The 20,738-nt window shown below is 68.1% G+C and carries 20 protein-coding genes; 5 read left to right on the top strand and 15 right to left on the bottom strand.

The window, feature by feature from the left end; all coding sequences use genetic code 11:
- Window positions 1–29 precede the first annotated feature (29 nt).
- From LGN10_RS18280 to mpl, 15 genes are all read right to left on the bottom strand, one after another.
- On the bottom strand, window positions 30–839 hold the full coding sequence (locus LGN10_RS18280; RefSeq protein ID WP_059580973.1) for an SDR family NAD(P)-dependent oxidoreductase: 810 nt from the start codon (window positions 837–839) through the stop codon (window positions 30–32).
- 23 nt (window positions 840–862) lie between these two features.
- The gene (gene araH / locus LGN10_RS18275; RefSeq protein WP_226224517.1) at window positions 863–1,879 is read right to left on the bottom strand and encodes an L-arabinose ABC transporter permease AraH; all 1,017 of its coding nucleotides are present in this window, start codon (window positions 1,877–1,879) and stop codon (window positions 863–865) included.
- An 88-nt stretch (window positions 1,880–1,967) separates the two neighbouring features.
- Window positions 1,968–3,479: an L-arabinose ABC transporter ATP-binding protein AraG gene (araG, locus tag LGN10_RS18270; protein WP_226224515.1), complete on the bottom strand. Its 1,512-nt coding sequence runs from the start codon at window positions 3,477–3,479 to the stop codon at window positions 1,968–1,970.
- Window positions 3,480–3,546: 67 nt separating this feature from the next.
- On the bottom strand, window positions 3,547–4,542 hold the full coding sequence (locus tag LGN10_RS18265) for an arabinose ABC transporter substrate-binding protein (protein WP_059580965.1): 996 nt from the start codon (window positions 4,540–4,542) through the stop codon (window positions 3,547–3,549).
- A gap of 111 nt (window positions 4,543–4,653) precedes the next feature.
- Window positions 4,654–5,433 carry an SDR family oxidoreductase gene (locus LGN10_RS18260; RefSeq protein WP_099316604.1) on the bottom strand — a complete coding sequence of 260 codons (780 nt, stop codon included), beginning with the start codon at window positions 5,431–5,433 and terminating at the stop codon, window positions 4,654–4,656.
- On the bottom strand, window positions 5,433–6,110 hold the full coding sequence (locus LGN10_RS18255) for a 2-dehydro-3-deoxy-6-phosphogalactonate aldolase (RefSeq protein WP_059638065.1): 678 nt from the start codon (window positions 6,108–6,110) through the stop codon (window positions 5,433–5,435). Before LGN10_RS18255 ends, LGN10_RS18260 begins: the two co-directional genes overlap by 1 nt.
- 22 nt (window positions 6,111–6,132) lie before the next feature.
- The gene (locus tag LGN10_RS18250; RefSeq protein WP_059580960.1) at window positions 6,133–7,158 is read right to left on the bottom strand and encodes a 2-dehydro-3-deoxygalactonokinase; all 1,026 of its coding nucleotides are present in this window, start codon (window positions 7,156–7,158) and stop codon (window positions 6,133–6,135) included.
- On the bottom strand, window positions 7,155–8,054 hold the full coding sequence (locus LGN10_RS18245; protein WP_059580957.1) for an IclR family transcriptional regulator: 900 nt from the start codon (window positions 8,052–8,054) through the stop codon (window positions 7,155–7,157). Before LGN10_RS18245 ends, LGN10_RS18250 begins: the two co-directional genes overlap by 4 nt.
- Before the next feature lie 350 nt (window positions 8,055–8,404).
- On the bottom strand, window positions 8,405–8,803 hold the full coding sequence (locus LGN10_RS18240) for a hypothetical protein (RefSeq protein ID WP_059580955.1): 399 nt from the start codon (window positions 8,801–8,803) through the stop codon (window positions 8,405–8,407).
- 76 nt (window positions 8,804–8,879) lie between these two features.
- Window positions 8,880–10,490, bottom strand: a complete 1,611-nt coding sequence (locus LGN10_RS18235) for a S10 family peptidase (protein ID WP_059580953.1) — start codon at window positions 10,488–10,490, stop codon at window positions 8,880–8,882.
- 424 nt (window positions 10,491–10,914) lie between these two features.
- On the bottom strand, window positions 10,915–11,652 hold the full coding sequence (gene mtgA, locus LGN10_RS18230) for a monofunctional biosynthetic peptidoglycan transglycosylase (RefSeq protein ID WP_226224514.1): 738 nt from the start codon (window positions 11,650–11,652) through the stop codon (window positions 10,915–10,917).
- A gap of 12 nt (window positions 11,653–11,664) precedes the next feature.
- The gene (gene aroE / locus LGN10_RS18225) at window positions 11,665–12,531 is read right to left on the bottom strand and encodes a shikimate dehydrogenase (RefSeq protein WP_124658333.1); all 867 of its coding nucleotides are present in this window, start codon (window positions 12,529–12,531) and stop codon (window positions 11,665–11,667) included.
- Window positions 12,528–14,612, bottom strand: coding sequence for an RNB domain-containing ribonuclease (locus LGN10_RS18220; RefSeq protein ID WP_060312609.1), 2,085 nt, complete (start codon window positions 14,610–14,612; stop codon window positions 12,528–12,530). Before LGN10_RS18220 ends, aroE begins: the two co-directional genes overlap by 4 nt.
- Window positions 14,613–14,692: 80 nt before the next feature.
- Window positions 14,693–15,262, bottom strand: coding sequence for a YqiA/YcfP family alpha/beta fold hydrolase (locus LGN10_RS18215; protein ID WP_124861668.1), 570 nt, complete (start codon window positions 15,260–15,262; stop codon window positions 14,693–14,695).
- Window positions 15,259–16,644 (bottom strand): UDP-N-acetylmuramate:L-alanyl-gamma-D-glutamyl-meso-diaminopimelate ligase, encoded by a 1,386-nt coding sequence (mpl, locus tag LGN10_RS18210; RefSeq protein ID WP_124861671.1) that lies wholly within the window; start codon window positions 16,642–16,644, stop codon window positions 15,259–15,261. Before mpl ends, LGN10_RS18215 begins: the two co-directional genes overlap by 4 nt.
- 248 nt (window positions 16,645–16,892) lie before the next feature.
- Between mpl and LGN10_RS18205 the strand changes: the two genes are divergently transcribed.
- The 5 genes from LGN10_RS18205 to accC all read left to right on the top strand — a co-directional run bounded on the left by LGN10_RS18205 (window position 16,893) and on the right by accC (window position 20,736).
- Complete coding sequence (locus LGN10_RS18205; RefSeq protein ID WP_059580939.1) at window positions 16,893–17,537, top strand: hypothetical protein; 645 nt, start codon at window positions 16,893–16,895, stop codon at window positions 17,535–17,537.
- A gap of 7 nt (window positions 17,538–17,544) precedes the next feature.
- The gene (locus LGN10_RS18200) at window positions 17,545–18,096 is read left to right on the top strand and encodes a TlpA family protein disulfide reductase (RefSeq protein WP_059638048.1); all 552 of its coding nucleotides are present in this window, start codon (window positions 17,545–17,547) and stop codon (window positions 18,094–18,096) included.
- Between the two features lie 194 nt (window positions 18,097–18,290).
- Window positions 18,291–18,743, top strand: coding sequence for a type II 3-dehydroquinate dehydratase (gene aroQ, locus LGN10_RS18195; protein WP_040143361.1), 453 nt, complete (start codon window positions 18,291–18,293; stop codon window positions 18,741–18,743).
- 66 nt (window positions 18,744–18,809) lie between these two features.
- A complete protein-coding gene (accB, locus tag LGN10_RS18190; RefSeq protein ID WP_059638044.1) occupies window positions 18,810–19,283 on the top strand; it encodes an acetyl-CoA carboxylase biotin carboxyl carrier protein in 474 nt (157 codons plus the stop codon).
- Window positions 19,284–19,368: 85 nt separating this feature from the next.
- Window positions 19,369–20,736, top strand: a complete 1,368-nt coding sequence (gene accC / locus LGN10_RS18185; RefSeq protein ID WP_226224512.1) for an acetyl-CoA carboxylase biotin carboxylase subunit — start codon at window positions 19,369–19,371, stop codon at window positions 20,734–20,736.
- The last annotated feature ends 2 nt before the right edge of the window (window positions 20,737–20,738 follow it).

The raw sequence follows: 20,738 nt of genomic DNA, 5'->3' as shown, positions 1-20,738 counted from the left end.
CGAAGAAACGATGCAGGTCTTGCGAACGGTCAGGCCCAGCCGCCGTCGACGATCACGTCCTGCGCGGTGATCATCCGGCTGTCGTCGGCCGCGAGAAACAGCGCCATCCGTGCGAGGTCGGCCGGCAGCAGTTCGGCGTCGATGCACTGGCCGGCCTTGATCGCCGCGCGGCCCGCGTCGTCGAGCCACAGCCGGCGCTGCTTGTCGGTCATCACCCAGCCGGGCACCAGCGAATTCACGCGGATGCCGAACGGGCCGAGATCGCGTGCGAGGCCGCGCGTCAGGCCCTGCACGGCCGCCTTCGCCATCACGTAGACGGGATAGCCGCCGTTCTTCAGCATCCAGCTGATCGAGCCGAGATTGACGATCGAGCCGCCGCCCTGCCGCTTCATGTCGTCGATCACCGCCTGCGCGGCGAAGAACTGATGACGCAGGTTCACCGCGATGCCGGCATCGAACGACGCGGGCGTCACGTCGCCGATCGCATGGCGCGTGTCGTTCGCCGCATTGTTCACGAGCACCGCGATCGCGCCGATGCGCGCGCGGATCGCGTCGATCGCCCGGCGCAGCGCGTCGATGTCGGTCAGGTCGCAGGACAGGAACAGCGGCGCATGGCGCACGTGCGCGAGGCGTTCGGCCAGTGCGGCGCCGGCCGCCGCGTCGAGATCGACGAACGCGACGCGCGCGCCCTGTTCGGCGAAGTGCTCGACGAACGACGCGCCGATGCCGGTCGCGCCGCCCGTGATCAGCACCGCGCGATCCTCGAGGCTCGGGTAGCGCGCATAGCGCGCGTCGCTCGCCGCCGCGTGCGTGCCCTGCGCTGATGGGTCGATGGTCATGCGTGTCGTCTCCGTGGATTCGGTCAGTCGCGTACGCCGCGGTTCTTCAACTGGTCGAGCAGCACGGCCGCGAGCAGGATCGCGCCGCGCACGAGATACTGGTAGAACGCGTCGATGTTCAGCAGGTTCATCACGTTCTCGACGGTGCCCATGATCAGCACGCCGATCACGACGCCGGAAATCGTCGCGCGGCCGCCCATCAGCGACACGCCGCCGAGCACGCACGCGGAGATCACGTTCAGCTCGAAGCCTTGCGCGGCGTTCGGCTGGCCCGACGTGATGCGCGACGCGAGGATCACGCCCGCGAGCGCCGTCACCGCGCCCTGGATCAGGAAGATGTACACGCGCGTGCGTTCGACGTTGATCCCCGCGAGCCGCGACGCTTCCGGATTGCCGCCGATCGCGAGCGTGTTGCGGCCATAGATGGTCTGGTTCAGCAGCACGCCGAACCCGATGAAGCACAGCAGCGTGACCCAGATCGGCAGCGACACGCCGAACATCGACAGCCCGCCGAGCGCGATGAAGGTGTCCGACGACACGCCGACCGCCTGCCCCTTCGACACGATGAAGCCGAGCCCGCGCACGATCTCCATCGTCGCGAGCGTCGTGATCAGCGCGTTGATGCGCAGGTACGCGATCACCGCGCCGTTCACGAAGCCGATCGCGGCGCCGGCCGCGACCGCGGCGACGATCGCGACGAACGTGTTGTCGGTCGCGTTCAGCACCATCGCGCACAGCACGCCGGAGAACGCGACGGTCGAGCCGATCGACAGGTCGAAGTCGCGCGACGCGAGACAGAACATCATCGTGCACGCGACCATGCCGATCTGCGAGATGGACAGCGCGAGGCCGAGCATGTTGTCGATCGAGAAGAAGTGATCGACGGTCAGCGACATCGTGATGAACATCATCGCGAAGATCGCGATCAGGCTGTATTCGGTCAGATGCTGCCACCACTTCTGGCGGTCGCTCTGCTGCGGAACCAGCGCGTCGGCCGACGGCTTCACGGCGGCGCTGGCAAGGTTTTCGTTGGCTTGCATGGTGTGTCTCCTGCTCCTGCATCGCGCGGCCCGCGCCGCGCGTGTTCGATTCGATTGTCCCGGGCTTGTCCGGACGTAGCCGGCCGCGTCAGGCCGCCTCGGCCGCGCTCGTCTGCGGCAGCGCGAGGTTCAGCACCGCGTGCTCGTTCGCGTCGGCGCGCGCCAGCTCGCCGGCGATCCGCCCTTCGCGCATCACGACGATGCGGTCGGACACGCCGAGCACTTCCGGCAGTTCCGACGACACCATCACGATCGCGCAGCCGCGCTCCGCGAGCCGGTAGATCACGTCGTAGATCTCGTGCTTCGCGCCGACGTCGATCCCGCGCGTCGGCTCGTCGAGGATCACGACCTTCAGGTCGGGCTCCGCGAGCCAGCGCGACAGGATCGCCTTCTGCTGGTTGCCGCCCGACAGGAAGCGGATCTTCTGCCGCCGGTTCGGCGTCTTGATCTTCAGCCGCTGGATGAAGCGGTCGGCCGTCGCGCTTTCGGTCTTGCCGTTGATGAACAGCCCTGCACGCAGCGAATGGCGGCGGCAGCTGATGTTGATGTTCTCCGCGACCGACGCGATCGCGATGATTCCTTCTTCCTTGCGGTCCTCCGGGCACAGCACGATGCCGTGGCGGATCGCGTCGCCGGTGCGCTTCACGTCGATGCGCTGGCCGTCGAGCGTCAGCACGCCCGCGCGCCGGCGGTCCGCGCCGTACACGAGCCGCATCAGCTCGCTGCGGCCGGCGCCGACGAGCCCGAAGAAGCCGACGATCTCGCCCGCGCGCACCGAGAAGCTCGCCGGTTCGCGCAGCGCCGGGCCGTCGACGCCTTCGGCGGAAAACCGCACGTCGCCGAGCGCGCGCGGCGCGTAATGGTAGATGTCGGCGATCTCGCGCCCCACCATCTCGGCGACGAGCCGCTCGCGCGGCACGTCGGCCAGCGCCTCGTGCGACGCGATCTTGCGCCCGTCGCGGAAGATCGTGCACGCGTCGCACAGCCGGTAGATCTCGTCCATCCGGTGCGAGATGTAGATCAGCGCACGGCCCTGCGCGCGCAGATCGTCGACCAGCTTGAACAGCACTTCCGTCTCGCGATGCGACAACGAGCTCGTCGGTTCGTCGAGCGCGATCACGCGTGCATTGCGCATCAGCGCCTTGCAGATCTCGACCATCTGCCGCTGCGCGATCGACAGCCGCCCGAGCCGCGCGTCGGGGTCCAGATCGACGCCCATCTCGGCGAGCCGCTCGCGCACGTAACGCTTCGCCTCGCGCTTCCTGACCCAGCCGAACGCATTCGGCAGGCGGCCGAGCAGCAGGTTTTCCGCGACCGTCAAATCGGGCACGTACTGCAATTCCTGGTGAATCACCGCGATGCCGGCCGCGATCGACGCGGCCGCATTCGCGAACTGCACGGGCTGGCCGTCGACCAGCACGCTGCCCGCGTCGGGCTGGTATTCGCCGCCGAGAATCTTCAACAGCGTCGACTTGCCCGCGCCGTTCTCGCCCATCAGGCCATGCACCTCGCCCGCATGCACGTCGAACGAAATGCCGTCGAGTGCGCGCACGCCGGGAAATACCTTCCCGATATTGTCAAAACGCAGTGCCGCTGACACGTCGTCTCCCCACTTCCAGATCCATCGACCGCCCGCCGCCGCGTCGCCGCGGCAGCCGGCGGGCCGCTTACTTCGATGCGAGCCCCATCTCCTCGCGCACCTTCGACACGTTCTCGCGCGTCGCGAGCATGCCCGTCGTCAGCGTCAGCGGCGGCGGCGCCTTGCCCTGCGTGATCCACGCGTACATCAGGTCCGAGGTTTCCTCGCCGTGGCGCTTCGGGCTGATGATCACGGTGCCGTAGAAGCCCGTCGGCTGCGGCTTCTTGAACTCGTTCAACGCCGAATCAGAGCCGCCGATGCCGATGCCGATCATGTTGTCGGCCTTGAAGCCGCGCCCTTCGGCCGCGCGCACCGCGCCGAGCACGGCCTCGTCGTTCAGGCCGTACGCGACCCAGTGCTTGAACTGCGGGTTCTTCGTGAGCGCGATGTTCGCCGCGTTGAACGCGTTCTCGGTGTCGGTCTTCGCCTGCGGCGCCGCGATCACGTTCGCCTTCGGGAAGCCGGCGGCCACCAGCGCGTCGGTCGCGCCGCTCGTGCGGTCGTGCGCGGTCGGCAACTGCTCGTAGGTGATGTCGATCGCACCGACGTCCTTCATGTCCCAGCCGCGCTTCTTGATCTCGGCCGCGATGCCGTCGCCGACCTGCTTGCCGATGTTGTATGCGGAAATCCCCATGTGAGGCACCGACTCGATCGGCTTGCCCGCGCCGTCGACGAGGCGGTCGTCGACCGTCATCATCTTCAGGTTGTGCGACTTCGCCTTCGCGACGATGCCCGGCCCGAGCTTCACGTCGGGCGTGCAGATGATGAAGCCCTGCGCCTTCTGCGCGGACAGGTTGTCGATCGCGCTCATCACCTTCTCGCCGGACGGCGCGCCGATCTTCACGAGCGTGAAGCCCTTCTGCTTCGCGGCGATCTCGGCGAATTTCCACTCGTCCTGGAACCACGGCTCTTCGGGCTGCTTCACGAGGAAGCCGATCTTGACCGGGTCGGCCGCGTGCGCGACCGGGCTGCCCATCACCACCGCGGCCGCGGCGGCCAGCGTTACGAACGTTCTGCGTTTCATCTCCAGTGTCTCCTTGTTTTCATCGAACAGGATGCAGCCGCTTGTTGGTTTCGACGCAGCGTGCGCGCGGCCGTCGCACGTGCGGTCTTTCGAATCGTTACGTCAATCGTGTCAGTCGTGATACAGCGCCGCGCGCCCGCCATCGACGGTGATGCACGCGGCATTGATGAACGGCGCCTCGTCGGACGCCAGGAACACGGCCGTCATCGCGACCTCCTCCGGTTTCCCGATCCGCTTCATCGGCTGCAGCGCGAGCGTCTCGGCGCGCGCGGCGGCCGGATCGGGCTGCGCGTCCCACCAGTCGCGCGTCAGTTGCGTCTCGATGTAGCCCGGCGCGATCGCGTTCACGCGCACGTTGCGCGCCGCGTATTCGATGCCGAGCGCACGCGTCAGGCCGAGCACGCCGTGCTTCGCGACCGGGTATGGAAAGCAGCCCGGAATGATCCTGAACGCATGCGTCGACGCGATGTTCACGATGCTGCCGCGACCGCGCTCGACCATGCCCTCCAGCGCCGCGCGGCAGCCGTGCCACACGCCGTCGAGATCGACCGCGAAGCAGCGCCGCCAGTCGTCGTCGGTCATCGTCAGCGGATCGGCGAACACGTTGATGCCCGCGTTGTTCACGAGCACGTCGAGCGGGCCGAACGCCGCTTCCGTCCGCGCGAGCGCATCGCGCACCGCCTGTTGCCGCGCAACGTCCGCCTGCAGCGGCAGCACGCGCGCGCCGTCGCATTCGTGTGCGATCGCGGCGGCCGTGTGCTGCGCCTGCGGGAAGTCGAGATCGACGAGCGCGACGGCCGCGCCTTCGCGCACGAACACACGCGCGATCGCGGCGCCGATGCCGCGGCCCGCGCCCGTCACCATCGCGACCTTGCCCGCGAGGCGGCCCATCATGCGGCTCCGCCGCGTGCCGCGCGCAAGCCGGCCTGGAACGCGCGCGCATTCGCCGCGGTCGTATCCGCCGACTGGCCGGGACGGTACAGCGCCGAGCCGAGCCCGAAACCGTTCGCGCCGGCGTCGAGGAACGGCCGCATGTTGTCCGGTGCGATCCCTCCGACCGGAACCAGCGGCACCGCACGGTCGATCACCGCGCGCCACGCCTTCACGACCGTCACGCCGAGCTGCTCGGCCGGGAACATCTTCAGCACGTCGGCGCCGTTCGTCAGCGCCGCGAATGCTTCGGTCGGCGTTGCGACGCCCGGCGCGCTCGCCAGCCCGCGCTCGCGGGCGCGGCGGATCACGGCCGCGTCGCTGTGCGGCATCACGATCAGCGCGCCGCCCGCGTCCTGCACGCGGTCGACGTACTCGGCGCGCAACACCGTGCCCGCGCCGACGATCATGTCGTCGGGCAACGCGCGCCGCAGCGCCGCGATGCTGTCGAACGGCTCCGGCGAGTTCAGCGGCACCTCGACGATCCGGAAGCCGGCTTCGTAGAGCGCGCGGCCGTGGTCGGCCGCTTCCGCGGGCGTGATGCCACGCATGATCGCGATCAGCGGGCACGCATCGAACGCGCGCATCAGGGCGGCGTGGGGCGTGTACGGCGCGGGCAATGTCAGGTCGGACGGCATCGAGGATTCCTCTGCAAGCAGTTCATTGGTCGGCGCAGACGGGCTCGCCGTCCGCGCGCACGAGCCCGGCGCGCGACGCGATCCGCCACAGGCCGCGCTCGGTCGCCTGCGCGGCGACACGCGCATGCGCATGGCCGAATACCTGCAGCGCATCGACGTAGCGCGAACACAGGCCGCCGTCGCCGATCAGCAGCAGCGGCTGGTCCGCGAGCGCGATGCCGCGCTCCGCGAGCATCGCGTCGAGCGCATTGAGCTCATGGCCGATCAGCAGGCCGGACAGGTAGTCGCCCTGCGCATCGGGCGCGAGCCGGTCGGTCAGGCCGAGCGTGCGCGTGCTGAAAATCGTCGCGAGCAGCCCCGTGTGCCGCGCGCCGCGCGCGACCGCCACGCCGCGCACGAACGCGCCACGGTCGGGCGACGCACCCGCGCGCATCGTGCGGCCGAGGATCGTGTGATCGCGCAGCACCGCGAACAGCTCGCCGGTCATGAAGGTCTGGAAGCGTTCGATCAGCCCGTCCTTCACCCACGCCCATTTCGCATGCGTTCCCGGCAAGCCGATCAGTACGCCTGAACGATCGGCGCCAAGCGTGGGATCGCTCGCGAGCGCGCCGACGATCTGCGTTTCTTCGCCGCGCATCACGTCGGGCAAGTCGCCCGTCGCGATCACGCCCGGCACGATCGAGACTGTCGCGCCGCGCGCCGTCGTCACCGTGATGAGGCCCGCGACGAGCGCGTCGGCGCCGGCCGGCACCGCGACGTACGGCGCTTCGCGCCAGCCCTGCGCGCTGCCGACCATCCCGGCGGCGAGCACCGGCAGGCCGGGCGTGCGGTCGAGCCAGTCGCCGCACGCTTCCTCGAACACCGCGTCGAACGCACGCGCGCCGCCACCCGGCACGTGCATCACGCCGGCCGCCCGGCTGCGCGTGTCGATCGGCACACCGTGCGCGTCGTACAGATAGGCGCGCAGCGACGTGGTGCCCCAGTCGAGCGCGATCAGCGACGGGGCGGCGGAACAGGCATCCGGAACGGGCCGGGTCGAAGTCGTCATCGTTTGATCCTGCGGGTACCCTGCGGCGGGCTCCAGCCCAGTTCCGCGGAAATGGCTCGCGCTTCGCGCTGCACGAGCGGAATCAGTTCGTCCATCCGGTCGTGCGGCATGTACGGAATCGTGCTCGCGACCGACACCGCCGCGACGATCGCGCCCGACGCGTCGCGGATCGGCGCGGCCACGCAGCGGATCGACGCCTCGTTTTCCTCGAGGTCGAACGTATAGCCGCCGGCCGCGTAATGGGCCATGCGCTGCAGGAACGCATTCGTCTCGGGCCGGTTGTCGGGCTTGAAGTTGACGCCGGCCAGCGCGCGCCGCGCGGCTTCGAACAGCGAGCGCCACAGCTCGGGATCGAGGTCGAGCATCATCGCCTTGCCGATGCCGGTCGATGCGAGCGGCATCCGGTGGCCGACGCGCGAGCGCATCTCGAGGCCGCGCGTGCCGGGAATCTTGTCGATGTACAGCACGTCGTCGCCGTCGCGCACGCCGAGATGGATCGTATCGAGCGTCGCTTCCGCGAGCGCCTCCAGATGCGGACGCGCCACCGCGGTGAGCGGCATCTGTTCGAGCGCGATCGTGCCGAGCTCGATCAGCTTCGGGCCGAGCAGGTAGCCGCCCTGCACCTGGCGCAGATAGCGCGCCTGCACGAGGCTGCTGACGAGGCGATGCGTCGTGCTGCGCGTCGTGCCGAGCGCGGCGCCGATCGCACGCATGTCGCGCGCGCCGTTCGCGATCGCCTCGAGGATCGCGAGGCCGCGCAGCAGCGTCTGCGTGCCGGCCTGCTGCGCGGCGAGGTCGAGCGGCGTGCTGGTCGCGCCGATGCTGTCGGTCAGCGACGGTTCGGCCGGCATCGCGCGCCGGGCGTCGAGGGCAAGGGAGTCTGGCATCTTGGTCATGGGGCGGGGCTTCTTCAACGGAATCGGTGAAGCCGCTCGCGCGGCGCCGGAACTGCGTCCCGTGCTGCGGCGTGGCGGCGGTCGATGCACCGAGTAAAGCGCCCGGCGAACTTCATGGAAGGTGTCTCCGTGTGCGACGGGCGCCGCGCGATGCGTGGGTCCGAAGCTGTCGATGTGCTTCGGATTGTAGGAGCGCACGCACTCGGCTCCAATATTTGAATGCGTTGTCCAGATAATGAGAATTCAGGCGAGATCGACTCGGGGGCTCGCGCAACCGCCGGGCGATGCGCACGGGGGCGGAACCCGCCGTGCCGCAGGTTCCGCCCCCGTTTGCTCACCGCGTCCCGCGCTTACTGCTGGCTCGTGCCGCGCGCCTGCATGTAGCGCTGTACGTCGGCGAACGACACGCGGCCGCTGCCGCCCGCATCGATCTGCCGGAAGTGGTTCGCGACGTAGCCGAGGCCGGCCGCGCGCGCCTGCGACTCGGTGATCGAACCCGTGTTCTGCGTATCGGCCGCGCTGAACTGCCGCGCGAGCTTGCGCACCACCTGCGCATGCAGTGCGGCGCCGGTCGTCTGCGTGCCGGCGCTCGCGTGGCGCGCGGCCGGCGGCACGTACGGATCGCCGAGCTGCGCCTGGCGCGCACGCGCCGGCGCGACGGCGTCGCTCGCCTGTGCGAACGCGGAAACGGATGTGGCGGCGCCGACGCATGCGAGCGCCGCGGCAACGACGATGAAACGATTCTTCATGTCAGGCTCCAGTCTGGAATGAGGTCGACTGCCGGCGAGCGGCGCCGCCGAGGGCACCTATCGCCGGCCTCGCGCATCAGTGCGCGGCCGCGTTGTAGAAGGTCACGAGGTCGGCTTTCTCCTGCGGACGCGACGTATCGTCGAGATAGACCATGTGCCCGCCCTGATAGTCCTTGATCGTCAGGTTCGGTTGCGTGCCGAGCCGCGCGAGGTCGAGCTCGGTCTGGTAGAACGGCGTCGCGATGTCGTGATACCCGTTCAGCGACAGCACCTTCAACTGCGGGTTCAGCGTCAGCGCCGCGGCCAGATCGGGGATCGTGTCGGGCATCGCGAGGCCGTCGTGCGTCCAGTCCCACGTGTTGATCGCATTGCTGCTCACCGAGTAGGCCGACTGCGCGGTGTACTTGAGTTCGTTCGGCAGGTAGCTGCCGATCGTGTCGGTGAACGGCTTCGTGATGAACGAGCTGGACGGATCGCCGTCGGCCGCGAGCGGGCTCGACAGGGGCACGTTCACGCGTGCGTCGTAGCGGCCGATCAGCGTGCCCGGAACGAGCGACAACTGGAAGCTGTTGTCGAAGAAGGTCGGGACCACGTTGAAGTCCGCATTCCACAGCGCTTGCTTCACGCCGGTCGAATTCACCATCGTCGTGACCAGGTTCGGCGGCGGCGGCGTGTGGCTCGCGAGGTACGCGTTCACGGCGGGCGCGTAGCTGCCGGCCGTCAGCAGGCGCATCTGGTCCGCATACTGCGGCAGGTTCGACGGGTTCGGGTTGTCGAGCTGGTAGTACGCGCCGACCGTGCCGTACGACGGCACGAAGCCCGCGCAGCTCACCGGGCTCGCGCCGTTGTTCGAGTTGCCGACATAGTCGCTCGCCATGTCGCAGTTGGTGTTGTAGTTCAGGATCGACGACTGCAGCACGATGCCGTCGAGCTTCACGCCGGCCGTCTCGAGCAGGTTCGCGAGCACGTCGGTGCGCGGCGTGCCGTACGATTCGCCGAACAGGTATTTCGGCGAAGCGCCGCGCTGGTTCACGTTCAGGTAGCGCGTCACGAAATCGCGGAATGCGCCGGCGTCCTGGTCGACGCCCCAGAACGTCTGGTTCGTGTTCGGCGCGATCGCCTCCGAAAAGCCGGTGCCGATCGCATCGACGAACACGAGGTCGGTCGTGTCGAGCAGCGTGTCCTGGTTGTCGACGAACGGGAACGTCGACGTGTTCGCGTTCGGGTCGCCGGTCTGGATACGACGCGGGCCGAACGAGCCGAGATGCAGCCACACCGAGGCCGAACCGGGGCCGCCGTTGTACAGGAACGTGACGGGCCGCTTCGCCGCGGGCTGGTTGTCGGCCGTGTAGGCGACGTAGAAGAACGACGCTTCAGGCGCGCCCGTCTGCGGATTGCGCGCGACGAGGTGGCCGGCGGTGGCCGTGTACCGGATCGTCTTGCCGTTCAGCGTGATCTGGTGGTGCGTGACGGCCGCCTTTTCGACCGCGGCGGCCGCGTCGAGCGACGCGTTCGCGCTCGACGAATAACTGTTCGGATCGTTGTACGCGCGGTCGACCTGACCGGCGGGATCGGCTGAATTCGCGGCGCTCGCCGCAGCGGACGACGTCACGTCGTCGTTGCAGGCCGTCAGAATCAGCGAAGAACACACCACCCCCAACAACAGCTTCGCTTTGCTCGCTGGCATCGTTGCGTTCCTTCTCTCGGATGTTTTTCGTGTCGAGCAGCCGGATAAGCCGCCCCCCCGCCTCGATTGCGGCCGATGAGCCGAGGCGCCGGCCAATATACGCGAGCCCGCCGGCTTTGAAAAATTTGGAAATATTTGGCGTGCGGCCGGTGCGGCGCACACCTTTCAGGAATGCTTCGATTCGCGAAACGTTGCATTTCACGTCGCTTTCGCCGACTTTCGCGTTGACCGGAAACGATTAAAAAAGCACCCGTTTCGTGCAATGCCGGTCAACAAAATCAGGTAGTCGCCGATATTGCTCAGCAAATCGAAATAGACGGATTCGTCTAAAGGATCCGGCCCGACATGATCGCGACACGAATGCGCTGCGGTGCAGCAACCGTGCGCCAACGGCAGAACGGACAATGCAGCGGCGCGCCGCCGCTTACTCGGATTGCGGCAGCTCGGCCGCCCCCATCCGGCGCGCGATGACCGCCGCACGCTGCGCCTGGTAGGCCGAGCCGCGATGCGCATCGAACCAGCGCGGCTTCGGCAGCATCACCGCGAGACGCGCCGACTGCCACGCGCCGAGCCGGCTCGCGGGAATCCTGTAGTAATAGCGTGCGGCCGCCTCGGCCCCGTACACACCGCGGCCCCATTCGACCGAATTCAGGTAGATCTCGAAGATGCGTTCCTTGTCGAGCACCGTTTCGAGCATCCACGTGATGATGAGCTCCTGCCCCTTGCGGATGTAGCTCTTCTCGCGCGACAGGAACAGGTTGCGGGCGAGCTGCTGCGTGATCGTCGAGCCGCCCGCGACGATCCTGCCGCGCGCCTTGTTCTTCTCCCACGCCTGCAGGATCGCGTCGACGTCGTAGCCGTTGTTGGTCGCGAACGTCGAATCCTCGGAGGCGATCAGCGCACGCTTCAGGTTGCGCGAGATCTGGTCGTACGGCACCCACAGGTGCCGGATTTGCGCGGGCGGCGTGTCGCGCGACAGCCACCACGCGTCGGTGCGCATGAATGCGGTCGAGCCCGGATTCACGAACGACCACAGCGCGATCTGCGCGAGATAGAACAGTTGCGTCGCGAGCCACGCGCCCGCCAACACCGACCCTGCGTAGACGAGCCAGCGAGCGACGCTCACCGTCCGCGTGCGCTGCATGCCGCCCACCGCCACCACGTGCCGCTCCGTTCAGCTCGCCGCGAGCGCCTGGCGCAGCGCGGCCAGCACCGGCGCACCGTCCGGCCGCACGCCGCGCCAGATGAAGAACGATTCGGCGGCCTGCTCGACGAGCATCCCGAGCCCGTCGGCCGTGCGCGCGCCGAGCGACGCCGCGTGCTGCATGAACACGGTCGGCTGCGCGCCGTACATCATGTCGTACGCGAGCGTGCCCGTGCCGAACGCGGCCGCGTCGCATTCCGGCAGCGCGGCATCGAGGCTGCCGGCCGTCGCATTGATCACCACGTCGTACGGCTCGGCGCGCACGACGCCGGGGCCGCCGCCCGCGAGCGTGCAGCCCGCATCGTGCGCGGCCTGCATGAACTGGCCGACGAGCGCCTCGGCCTTGCTCGCGGTGCGATTCACGATCGTCATGGACAGCGGCGCGCGGTCGAGCAGCGGCAGCACGACGCCGCGCGCGGCGCCGCCCGCGCCGAGCAGCAGGATGCGCGCACCGGCGAGCGACACGCCGAGATTCGCCTCGATGTCGCGCACGAGGCCGACGCCGTCGGTGTTGTCGCCATGGAGGCGGCCGTCGGCGTCGATGCGCAGCGTGTTCACCGCACCGGCCGCCGCCGCGCGCGGCGACAGCGTATCGGCGAGCGCATGCGCGTCGAGCTTGAACGGCACCGTCACGTTCGCGCCGCGTCCGCCTTCGGCGACGAACGCGCGCACCGCGGCCTCGAACCCGTCGACCGGCGCGAGCCGGTGCGTGTACTCGATCGGCTCGCCGGTCTGCGCGGCGAACTGCGCGTGGATGAACGGCGACTTGCTGTGCGCCACCGGGTTGCCGAACACGACATAGCGGTCGGCGCCGCTCATCGACGCAGTTGCGTTCATGATGCGCGCCCCGCTTCGCCGTCGTTGCCGCCCGCGGCCTCGCCGCCCTCTGCCGCCGCGTCGCCCGATTCGGCCAGCGCCTCGGCCTCGGCTTGCGCCGACGCGTCTTGCGCGTCGACCAGCGTGTCGTCGCCGCCTTCGGCGTCATCCTCTTCGTCGGCCGCGTCGCCGCTCGTCACGGTCGGCGCGTCGAGCACGTTCAAGAGCCGCACCGACGCCTCGATCGTCAGCTCGTCGAGCGACATCACGTCGAGCAGCACGCGCGTGCCGCGCGCATGCACGCCGAGCCCCGGCACGTGCAGCAGCAGCGGGATTTCCTCGAGGCGCACGAGATCGCCCTTCACGACGCTCGCGACCACCTGCTTCTTCTGCTCCTGCGCGAGCCAGCGCAGGCACCAGAAGTACTCCATCCGGCGCTGGTAGTCGGCGTAGGCCGTATACGTATCGTCGAAGCCCTGCACGACCGCGTAGAGATCGGCGTCCTTCGGCTTGAACGGCGCGGCGAGCTTCGCGGTGACGCCGTGCTGCACGCACGCGAGCAGCTGCCACTGGTTCACGAGGTCGACGTAGCGGCGCAGCGGCGACGTGCTCCACGCGTATTGCGCGACGCCGAGGCCTTCGTGCGGCGCGGCCGTCGTCTGCATCCGCGTGCGCTTCGGGCCCGGCGCGCCGAAGCCGCGCTGCGACCGGTAGATGCCCGGCACCGTATGGTCGTGCAGGAACGCGCCCCAGGTCGAGTTCGCGAGGATCGCGAGCTCCGACACGATCAGGTCGAGCGGCGAGCCGCGGCGGCGCGGCGTGATCGTCACGTGCTCGCCTTCGACGTAGAAGTTGTAGTCGGTGTTGCGCTGCACCTCGCGCTTCAGCCCGTAGCCCGCGCGCGCGACCTGGCGCTTCTCGAACAGCGCCTGCGCGAGCGGCCACAGCACGGCGATGTCGTCCTTGTGCGGATAGTCGCCGGTGCCGGCCGCGAGCGTCTCTTCGTTGACGAGCTCGTCGAGCGTGTTGTGGCGCAGGTTGCTCTTCACGAACACGAGCTCGGCGCGCGTCTCGTTCGCGACGATCTCCTGCGTCTCGCGGTTGACGATGATGTACAGCGACAGCGCCGGGCGATAGTCACCCTCTTTCAGCGTGAACACGTCCACCACGTCGTCCGGCAGCATCGTGATCTTGTCGCCCGGCATGTAGACGGTCGACAGGCGCGCACGCGCGATCGCGTCGACCGGGTCGCCGCGCACGATGCCGAGCGCCGGCGCCGCGATGTGCACGCCGATTCGCACCCGGCCGTCGGACAGGTGCTCGACCGAAAACGCGTCGTCGATTTCGGTGGTCGTGATGTCGTCGATCGAGAACGCCTCGACGTTCGCGCGCGGCAGGTCGTCCGGCAGCGGGCCGACCGTGACGGGCGGAAAGCCCGTGCCGTGAGGGAAGAATTCCGCGAGAAAGCGCGCTTCGTGCAGCGCACGCGGCGACTCGATGCCGCCGCAGTCGAGCATCAGCCGCGCCGGCGACACGCCGCGCGCGCCGGCCGCCGCTTCCATCGCCTTGTATTCGATCGAATTCTTGTCCGGCCGCGTCAGCAGCCCGAGCACCTTGCCCGCGAACGCTTCCGGCAGCTTGCCGGCCTTCAGTTCCTCTTCATACTGCGCCTGCACGAGCGCCTGCTGGCGCTTGCGCTCGAGCGACGCGAGCGCCATCTTGAGCTGCTCTTCCGGCGCGCGCTGGTACTGGCCGCGCCCCTTGCGGCGAAAATAGACGGGCGAGCCGTGCAGCCGCAGCACCAGCGCGGCGCGCTCGACCGGGCCGTACGTCGCGCCGAAGTATTCGGCGGCCAGCGCCGTGTACGCGAACTCGTCGGCCGGCGCGCATTCCCACAGAAAATCCAGATCGATCTGCTGCGCGGCCGTGTCGGCCTCCTGCATCAGTTCGCTTGCGGCCGGCTTGTCGAATTCGATCAGCACGTCTTTCGCGCGCACCTTCGCGCGCCGCCCGCCGGGCAACTCGACCTGAAATGCGTCGCCCTGGCGCGACAGCACGCTGCCCGCCTTGAAACTGCCCGATTCCTCGAAGAAAACGTTCACTCAGTACTCTCGTTCAGACTGCCGGGCGCCGCGTCGGCGGCGCCGCATGATGTTGGGGATTCGATCGGCACGCGGCCGGTTTATGACGTCTTTCCGTCGCAAAACGCGAGAACGTCGTCGACATAGTCGGCAAATTCGCTGATCCCGTGATCGCTGCCGTCGATCACGCGGGTTTTCGCGCCCGGGTAATGGGCGAGCATCTCGCGATAATCGAGCACTTCGTCGCCGGTCGCCGCGAACAGATAGTAGCGGTCGGCGCGCGTGATCGCCGGCACACGCAGCGCGTCGAGTTCGTGCAGGTGACGGCGCTCGACGACGATCGTGCCGCCGCCGTGCCACAGCGGCTGCTCGCCCAGATGCTGTTCGAGATCGCGCTGCGGCACGATCGCCGGATTCAGCAGCACGGCTTTCCAGCCATGCTTTTCGGCGAGCCACGTCGCGTAATACCCGCCGAGCGAGCTGCCGATCACGGTCACGTCGCGCGCGCCCGCGACCTCGGCTTCCGCGAACGCGATCGCGTCGAGCGGCGACACCGACAGCGACGGGCACCGCCACTCGCCGGTGCGGCCGAGTTCGGCCATCCGTGCGGCGAGCAGCCGTGACTTCTGCGATTCCGGCGACGACCGGAAGCCGTGCAGATACAGGATCACGTGCGGCTCCCGAGCGCGTCGAGCAGCTTCTGGTGCACGCCGCCGAAACCGCCGTTGCTCATCACGAGCACGTGGTCGCCCGGGCGCGCGGCCTCGACCACCGCCTTCACCAGCGCGTGCAGGTCGTCGAATGCGCGCGCACGCTCGCCGAGCGGCGCGAGCGCTTCGGCAAGATTCCAGCCGAGCGCATCGCGCCCGGTCGGTGCGCCGTAGCCGAACACGAGATCGGCGTCGGCGAGGCTCGACGGCAATTGCGACTTCATCACGCCGAGCTTCATCGTGTTCGAGCGCGGCTCCAGCACGGCGAGGATGCGGGCATTCTTGCGGCCGATGCGCGCGCGAAGGCCGGCGATCGTGGTGTCGATCGCGGTTGGATGGTGGGCGAAATCGTCATAGACGGTCACGCCGTCCACGCTGCCGCGCACTTCCATGCGGCGCTTCACGTTGCGGAACGAGGCGAGCGAAACGGCCGCCTGCGCGGGCGGCACGCCGACGTGGCGCGCGGCGGCGATCGCCGCGAGCGCGTTCATCCGGTTGTGGTCGCCCTGCACCTGCCACGCGACTTCGCCGACACGCTCGGCTTGGCGATACACCGCGAAGCGTTCGTCCACCGGCACGCCGTCCTCGGCCGGCAGCGCCTGCCAGCCGCCGTCGACGCCGAAGCGTTCGACCTCGCTCCAGCAGCCGCGCGCCAGCACGCGCTCGAGCGCGTCGGAGCGGCCGTTCGTGACGATCCGCCCGACGCCGGGCACGGTGCGCACCAGATGATGGAATTGCGTCTCGATCGCGGCGAGATCGGGGAAGATGTCGGCGTGATCGAATTCCAGGTTGTTCAGCACCGCGGTGCGCGGCCGATAGTGCACGAACTTCGAGCGCTTGTCGAAGAATGCCGTGTCGTACTCGTCGGCCTCGATCACGAAGAAGCTCGAATCGGTAAGCCGCGCGGACACGCCGAAGTTCAGCGGCACGCCGCCGATCAGGAAGCCCGGGTTGAGCCCCGCGTCCTCCAGCAGCCACGCGAGCATCGACGACGTGGTCGTCTTGCCGTGCGTGCCCGCCACGGCAAGCACCCACTTGCCGGCCAGCACGTGCTCGCCGAGCCACTGCGGGCCGGACACGTAAGGCAGGCCGCGATCGAGGATCGCCTCCATCAGCGGATTGCCGCGCGTGACGACGTTGCCGATCACGAACAGGTCCGGCTTCAGGTCGATCTGCTCGGCGCCGTAGCCGTCGATCAGCGTGATGCCCTGCGCCTCGAGCTGCGTGCTCATCGGCGGATAGACGCCCGCGTCGCAACCCGTCACCGTGTGGCCCGCCGCGCGTGCGAGTACGGCGAGACCGCCCATGAAGGTGCCGCAGATGCCAAGAATGTGGATGTGCATAGATGAATGCTTTCGCGCCGCCGGGGCGCCGTCGATTCGGAAAGGATGCGTGCGCGGCGCGCCGGCGAGGCCGTGCGGCCGGCGCCCGGCCAACGACCTGGCCGCGACACAAAAGAGCACTATTGTAACTGACGGCCTGCGATGCCCGGCGGCCCGAACGATGCGGGCGAACGGCGCCGCCACCCTCGGGCGGCGGGCCGCCGCACCCGTGCTCGGGCGCCGCGACGATCGAGTATGATTGCCGGATCATGTCTCGCAAACCTCTTGTCGACCCGCGGCGCGTCCGCGAGGAAATCGCCCAGTCCGCCGCCCGCCTGATCGCGGAGGACGGGCTGGACTACGCCGGCGCGAAACGCAAGGCCGCGCGCCAGTTGCTGGGCGATTCGCGCGTTGCGGGCGAATGGCTGCCGGATAACGACCAGATCGAGGAAGAACTGCGCGAGTACCTCGCGCTGTTCCAGAGCGACACGCAGCCGGACGAACTGCGCCGCCTGCGCGAGATCGCGCTCGACTGGATGCGCCGGCTCGCCGAGTTCCATCCTTACGTGACGGGCGCCGTGCTGAACGGCACCGCGAACGCGCATTCGGATATCCATTTGCAGGCGTTCACCGACAACCCGAAGGACGTCGCGATCTACCTGCTGAACCAGAACGTCCAGTACGACGTGTCCGAGACGCGGCATTTCGCGGGCCGCGGCGACGTCGAGACGCTCAGTTTCCTGTGGCGCCCGCGGCGCGACGTGGACGCGATCGGCATCCATCTCGCGCTGTATGCGAGCGACGACCTGCGCGGCGCGGTGAAGGCCGACGCGCGCGGCCGCGTCGCCCGCGCGGACGCCGCCGCGCTGCGCGCACTCGTCGCGGCAGGCGAGGCCCCTTCCGAACCGGAATGATTCAACGATGATGATGAAACGCATGTTGGCGCTCGCGGTGGTCGCGGCCGCCGCCGTTGCCGGCGGGATCGCCGCCGGCCACTGGTTCCGCGGCACGACCGACGACGGCGTCGCCGTCGCCGCGCCGGCCGCCCACGGCAGTCCGGTCGACCAGCTGTGGGCGTCGTCGCTCACCGGCGTCGACGGCAAGCCGGCCACGCTGGCCGCCTTCAAGGGCCAGAAAGTCGTCGTCAATTTCTGGGCGTCGTGGTGCGGCCCGTGCGTCGAGGAGATGCCCGAGCTCGTCGCGCTGTCGCATCAGTACAAGCAGAAAGGCATCCGCTTCGTCGGAATCGGCGTGGATTCCGAGCAGAACGTGAAGAATTTCCTGCAGAAGGTGAAGGTCGATTACCCGGTCTTCGTCAGCGGCTATGCGGGCGCCGATCTGGCCCGCAATTTCGGAAATACCGCCGGCGCGCTGCCGTTTACCGTCGTCATCGACGAAACCGGCAAGATCCGCGAGACAAAATTAGGACAAATCCAGCCGGCCGAGCTGAAAAAGACGCTCGACGCGCTGTAATCCGCGCAAGCGGCGGCCTGCGCGTTCGTGGTGATTTGCCGTTCATTCGCCGCAATTTCGCGTGAATTCGCCGATACTTTGCATCCGCACCGGTAATTCTTGCGGGTCCGACGCGTCTGGCCGTTCGGCAAAACTAGACAAATTTCTCTAAATAGCGCTAAAGTTCGCGCAATTCCGCAGAAATAGAAGCGACCATGACACGATTGCTGGTGTTGCACGGCCCCAACCTGAACCTTCTCGGCACCCGGGAACCGGAGGTGTACGGCCGCGTCACGCTCGCGCAGATCGATCAGGCGCTTGCCGCGCGCGCCCAGGAGGCCGGCGCCGAACTGTCGTCGTTCCAGAGCAACCATGAAGGTGCGCTGGTCGACCGCATCCAGGCCGCGCGGGAGGAACAGACCGACTTCATCCTGATCAACCCGGCCGCGTACACGCATACGAGCGTTGCGATCCGGGACGCGATCGCCGGCGTTGGCATTCCGTTCGTCGAGGTTCACCTGTCGAACGTGCATCGCCGCGAAGCGTTCAGGCACCACTCCTACTTTTCCGACCAGGCCGAAGGCGTGATCTGCGGGCTCGGCTGGAAAGGTTATCTGTACGCGCTCGAGTACGCGCTGGACAAGCTGCAAGGCGCGTCGCGCGGCTGATTTCGCGATCTAGATTCAGCGCCGGCCGCTCACCGGCGCTTTCACGTATTGAAAGGGGAATTCCCGATGGATCTTCGTAAGCTGAAAACTCTGATCGACCTCGTTTCCGAATCCGGCATCTCCGAGCTGGAAGTGACGGAAGGCGAAGGCAAGGTGCGTATCGTCAAGAACGCGCCGCCGGTCTACGTGCAGCCGACGGCTGGGTATGCCCCGCAAGTCAGCGCGCCCGCGCCGTCGGCCGCGCTGCCGGCCGAAGGCGCCGCCGCGCCGGCCGCCGGCGCTGCAGCCGCACCGGCCGCTCCGCAGGGCCACGTCGTGACGTCGCCGATGGTCGGCACGTTCTATCGCGCGCCGTCGCCGGGCGCCGACCCGTTCGTGCAGGCCGGCGACACGGTCAAGGAAGGCCAGACGATCTGCATCATCGAAGCGATGAAGTTGCTCAACGAGATCGAGTCGGACAAGGCCGGCGTGATCAAGGAAATCCTCGTCGAGAACGGCCAGGCCGTCGAATACGGCCAGCCGCTTTTCGTGATCGGCTAAGCCCGCCGCGCGGCCCAGCCGGCCGCGCGCCGCCGATGCTCGCCAGGCGCCGTTCGCGCGCCCCTCGAAGAGACGAATACTCGCTATGTTTGAAAAAATCCTCATTGCCAACCGCGGTGAAATCGCGCTGCGCATCCAGCGTGCGTGCCGCGAACTCGGCGTCAAGACGGTGGTCGTCTACTCGGAAGCCGACAAGGAAGCCAAGTACGTGCGCCTCGCGGACGAAGCCGTCTGCATCGGCCCGGCCCCGTCGAACCTGAGCTACCTGAACATGCCGGCGCTGATCAGCGCCGCGGAAGCCACCGATGCCGAGGCGATCCACCCCGGCTACGGCTTCCTGTCGGAGAACGCCGATTTCGCGGAGCGCGTCGAGCAGTCGGGCTTCACGTTCATCGGCCCGCGTCCGGAAACGATCCGCATGATGGGTGACAAGGTCACCGCGAAGCAGACGATGATCAAGACCGGCGTGCCGTGCGTGCCGGGCTCGGAAGGCGCGTTGCCGGACGATCCGAAGGAGATCGTCAAGATTGCGCGCGCGATCGGCTATCCGGTCATCATCAAGGCGGCAGGCGGCGGCGGCGGGCGCGGGATGCGCGTCGTGCACACCGAAGCCGCGCTCGTCAACGCGGTCAACATGACCCGCGAGGAAGCCGGCCGTGCGTTCGGCAACCCGCAGGTGTACATGGAGAAGTTCCTCGAGAACCCGCGCCACATCGAGATCCAGGTGCTGTCGGACGCGCACAAGAACGCGATCTGGCTCGGCGAGCGCGACTGCTCGATGCAGCGCCGCCACCAGAAGGTGATCGAGGAAGCGCCGGCGCCCGGCATTCCGCGCCGCCTGATCGACCGCATCGGCGACCGCTGCGCGGACGCGTGCAAGAAGATGGGCTACCTCGGTGCGGGCACGTTCGAATTCCTGTACGAGAACGGTGAGTTCTACTTCATCGAGATGAACACGCGCGTGCAGGTCGAGCATCCGGTATCGGAGCTGATCACGGGCGTCGACATCGTGCAGGAACAGATTCGCATCGCGGCCGGCGAGAAGCTCGCGCTGCGCCAGCGCGACATCCAGTTCCGCGGGCATGCGATCGAATGCCGGATCAACGCCGAAGATCCGTTCAAGTTCACGCCGTCGCCGGGCCGGATCACGTCGTGGCATACGCCGGGCGGCCCCGGCGTGCGCGTCGATTCGCACGCATACAATGGTTATTTCGTGCCGCCGAACTACGATTCGATGATCGGCAAGCTGATCACCTACGGCGCGACGCGCGAACAGGCGATCCGCCGGATGCGCATCGCGCTGTCGGAAATGGTCGTCGAAGGCATCCAGACCAACATCCCGCTGCACCGCGAGCTGATGATCGATTCGAAGTTCGTCGAAGGCGGCACCAGCATCCACTACCTCGAAAACCGGCTCGCGCAGAAGCAGCAGGTCGCACCGGAAGAAGCGTAAGC

This window comes from Burkholderia sp. AU32262 (genome assembly GCF_020419985.1).
Taxonomy (GTDB): Bacteria; Pseudomonadota; Gammaproteobacteria; order Burkholderiales; family Burkholderiaceae; genus Burkholderia; species Burkholderia semiarida.
The sequence above is the reverse complement of the archived record's forward strand: the minus strand, read 5'-3'. Positions and strand labels throughout refer to the sequence as shown.

What these genes read in the sequence shown, in the direction of transcription:
- LGN10_RS18250 (WP_059580960.1), bottom strand. Translation starts at nt 7,158, where the DNA reads ATGACGACTTCGACCCGGCCCGTTCCGGATGCCTGTTCCGCCGCCCCG.
- LGN10_RS18265 (WP_059580965.1), bottom strand. Translation starts at nt 4,542, where the DNA reads ATGAAACGCAGAACGTTCGTAACGCTGGCCGCCGCGGCCGCGGTGGTG.
- aroE (WP_124658333.1), bottom strand. Translation starts at nt 12,531, where the DNA reads ATGAACGCAACTGCGTCGATGAGCGGCGCCGACCGCTATGTCGTGTTC.
- LGN10_RS18240 (WP_059580955.1), bottom strand. Translation starts at nt 8,803, where the DNA reads ATGAAGAATCGTTTCATCGTCGTTGCCGCGGCGCTCGCATGCGTCGGC.
- accC (WP_226224512.1), top strand. Translation starts at nt 19,369, where the DNA reads ATGTTTGAAAAAATCCTCATTGCCAACCGCGGTGAAATCGCGCTGCGC.
- LGN10_RS18200 (WP_059638048.1), top strand. Translation starts at nt 17,545, where the DNA reads ATGATGATGAAACGCATGTTGGCGCTCGCGGTGGTCGCGGCCGCCGCC.
- LGN10_RS18260 (WP_099316604.1), bottom strand. Translation starts at nt 5,433, where the DNA reads ATGGGCCGCCTCGCGGGCAAGGTCGCGATGGTGACGGGCGCGGGCCGC.
- LGN10_RS18255 (WP_059638065.1), bottom strand. Translation starts at nt 6,110, where the DNA reads ATGCCGTCCGACCTGACATTGCCCGCGCCGTACACGCCCCACGCCGCC.
- LGN10_RS18280 (WP_059580973.1), bottom strand. Translation starts at nt 839, where the DNA reads ATGACCATCGACCCATCAGCGCAGGGCACGCACGCGGCGGCGAGCGAC.
- aroQ (WP_040143361.1), top strand. Translation starts at nt 18,291, where the DNA reads ATGACACGATTGCTGGTGTTGCACGGCCCCAACCTGAACCTTCTCGGC.
- LGN10_RS18235 (WP_059580953.1), bottom strand. Translation starts at nt 10,490, where the DNA reads ATGCCAGCGAGCAAAGCGAAGCTGTTGTTGGGGGTGGTGTGTTCTTCG.
- mpl (WP_124861671.1), bottom strand. Translation starts at nt 16,644, where the DNA reads ATGCACATCCACATTCTTGGCATCTGCGGCACCTTCATGGGCGGTCTC.
- accB (WP_059638044.1), top strand. Translation starts at nt 18,810, where the DNA reads ATGGATCTTCGTAAGCTGAAAACTCTGATCGACCTCGTTTCCGAATCC.
- LGN10_RS18245 (WP_059580957.1), bottom strand. Translation starts at nt 8,054, where the DNA reads ATGACCAAGATGCCAGACTCCCTTGCCCTCGACGCCCGGCGCGCGATG.
- LGN10_RS18205 (WP_059580939.1), top strand. Translation starts at nt 16,893, where the DNA reads ATGTCTCGCAAACCTCTTGTCGACCCGCGGCGCGTCCGCGAGGAAATC.
- araH (WP_226224517.1), bottom strand. Translation starts at nt 1,879, where the DNA reads ATGCAAGCCAACGAAAACCTTGCCAGCGCCGCCGTGAAGCCGTCGGCC.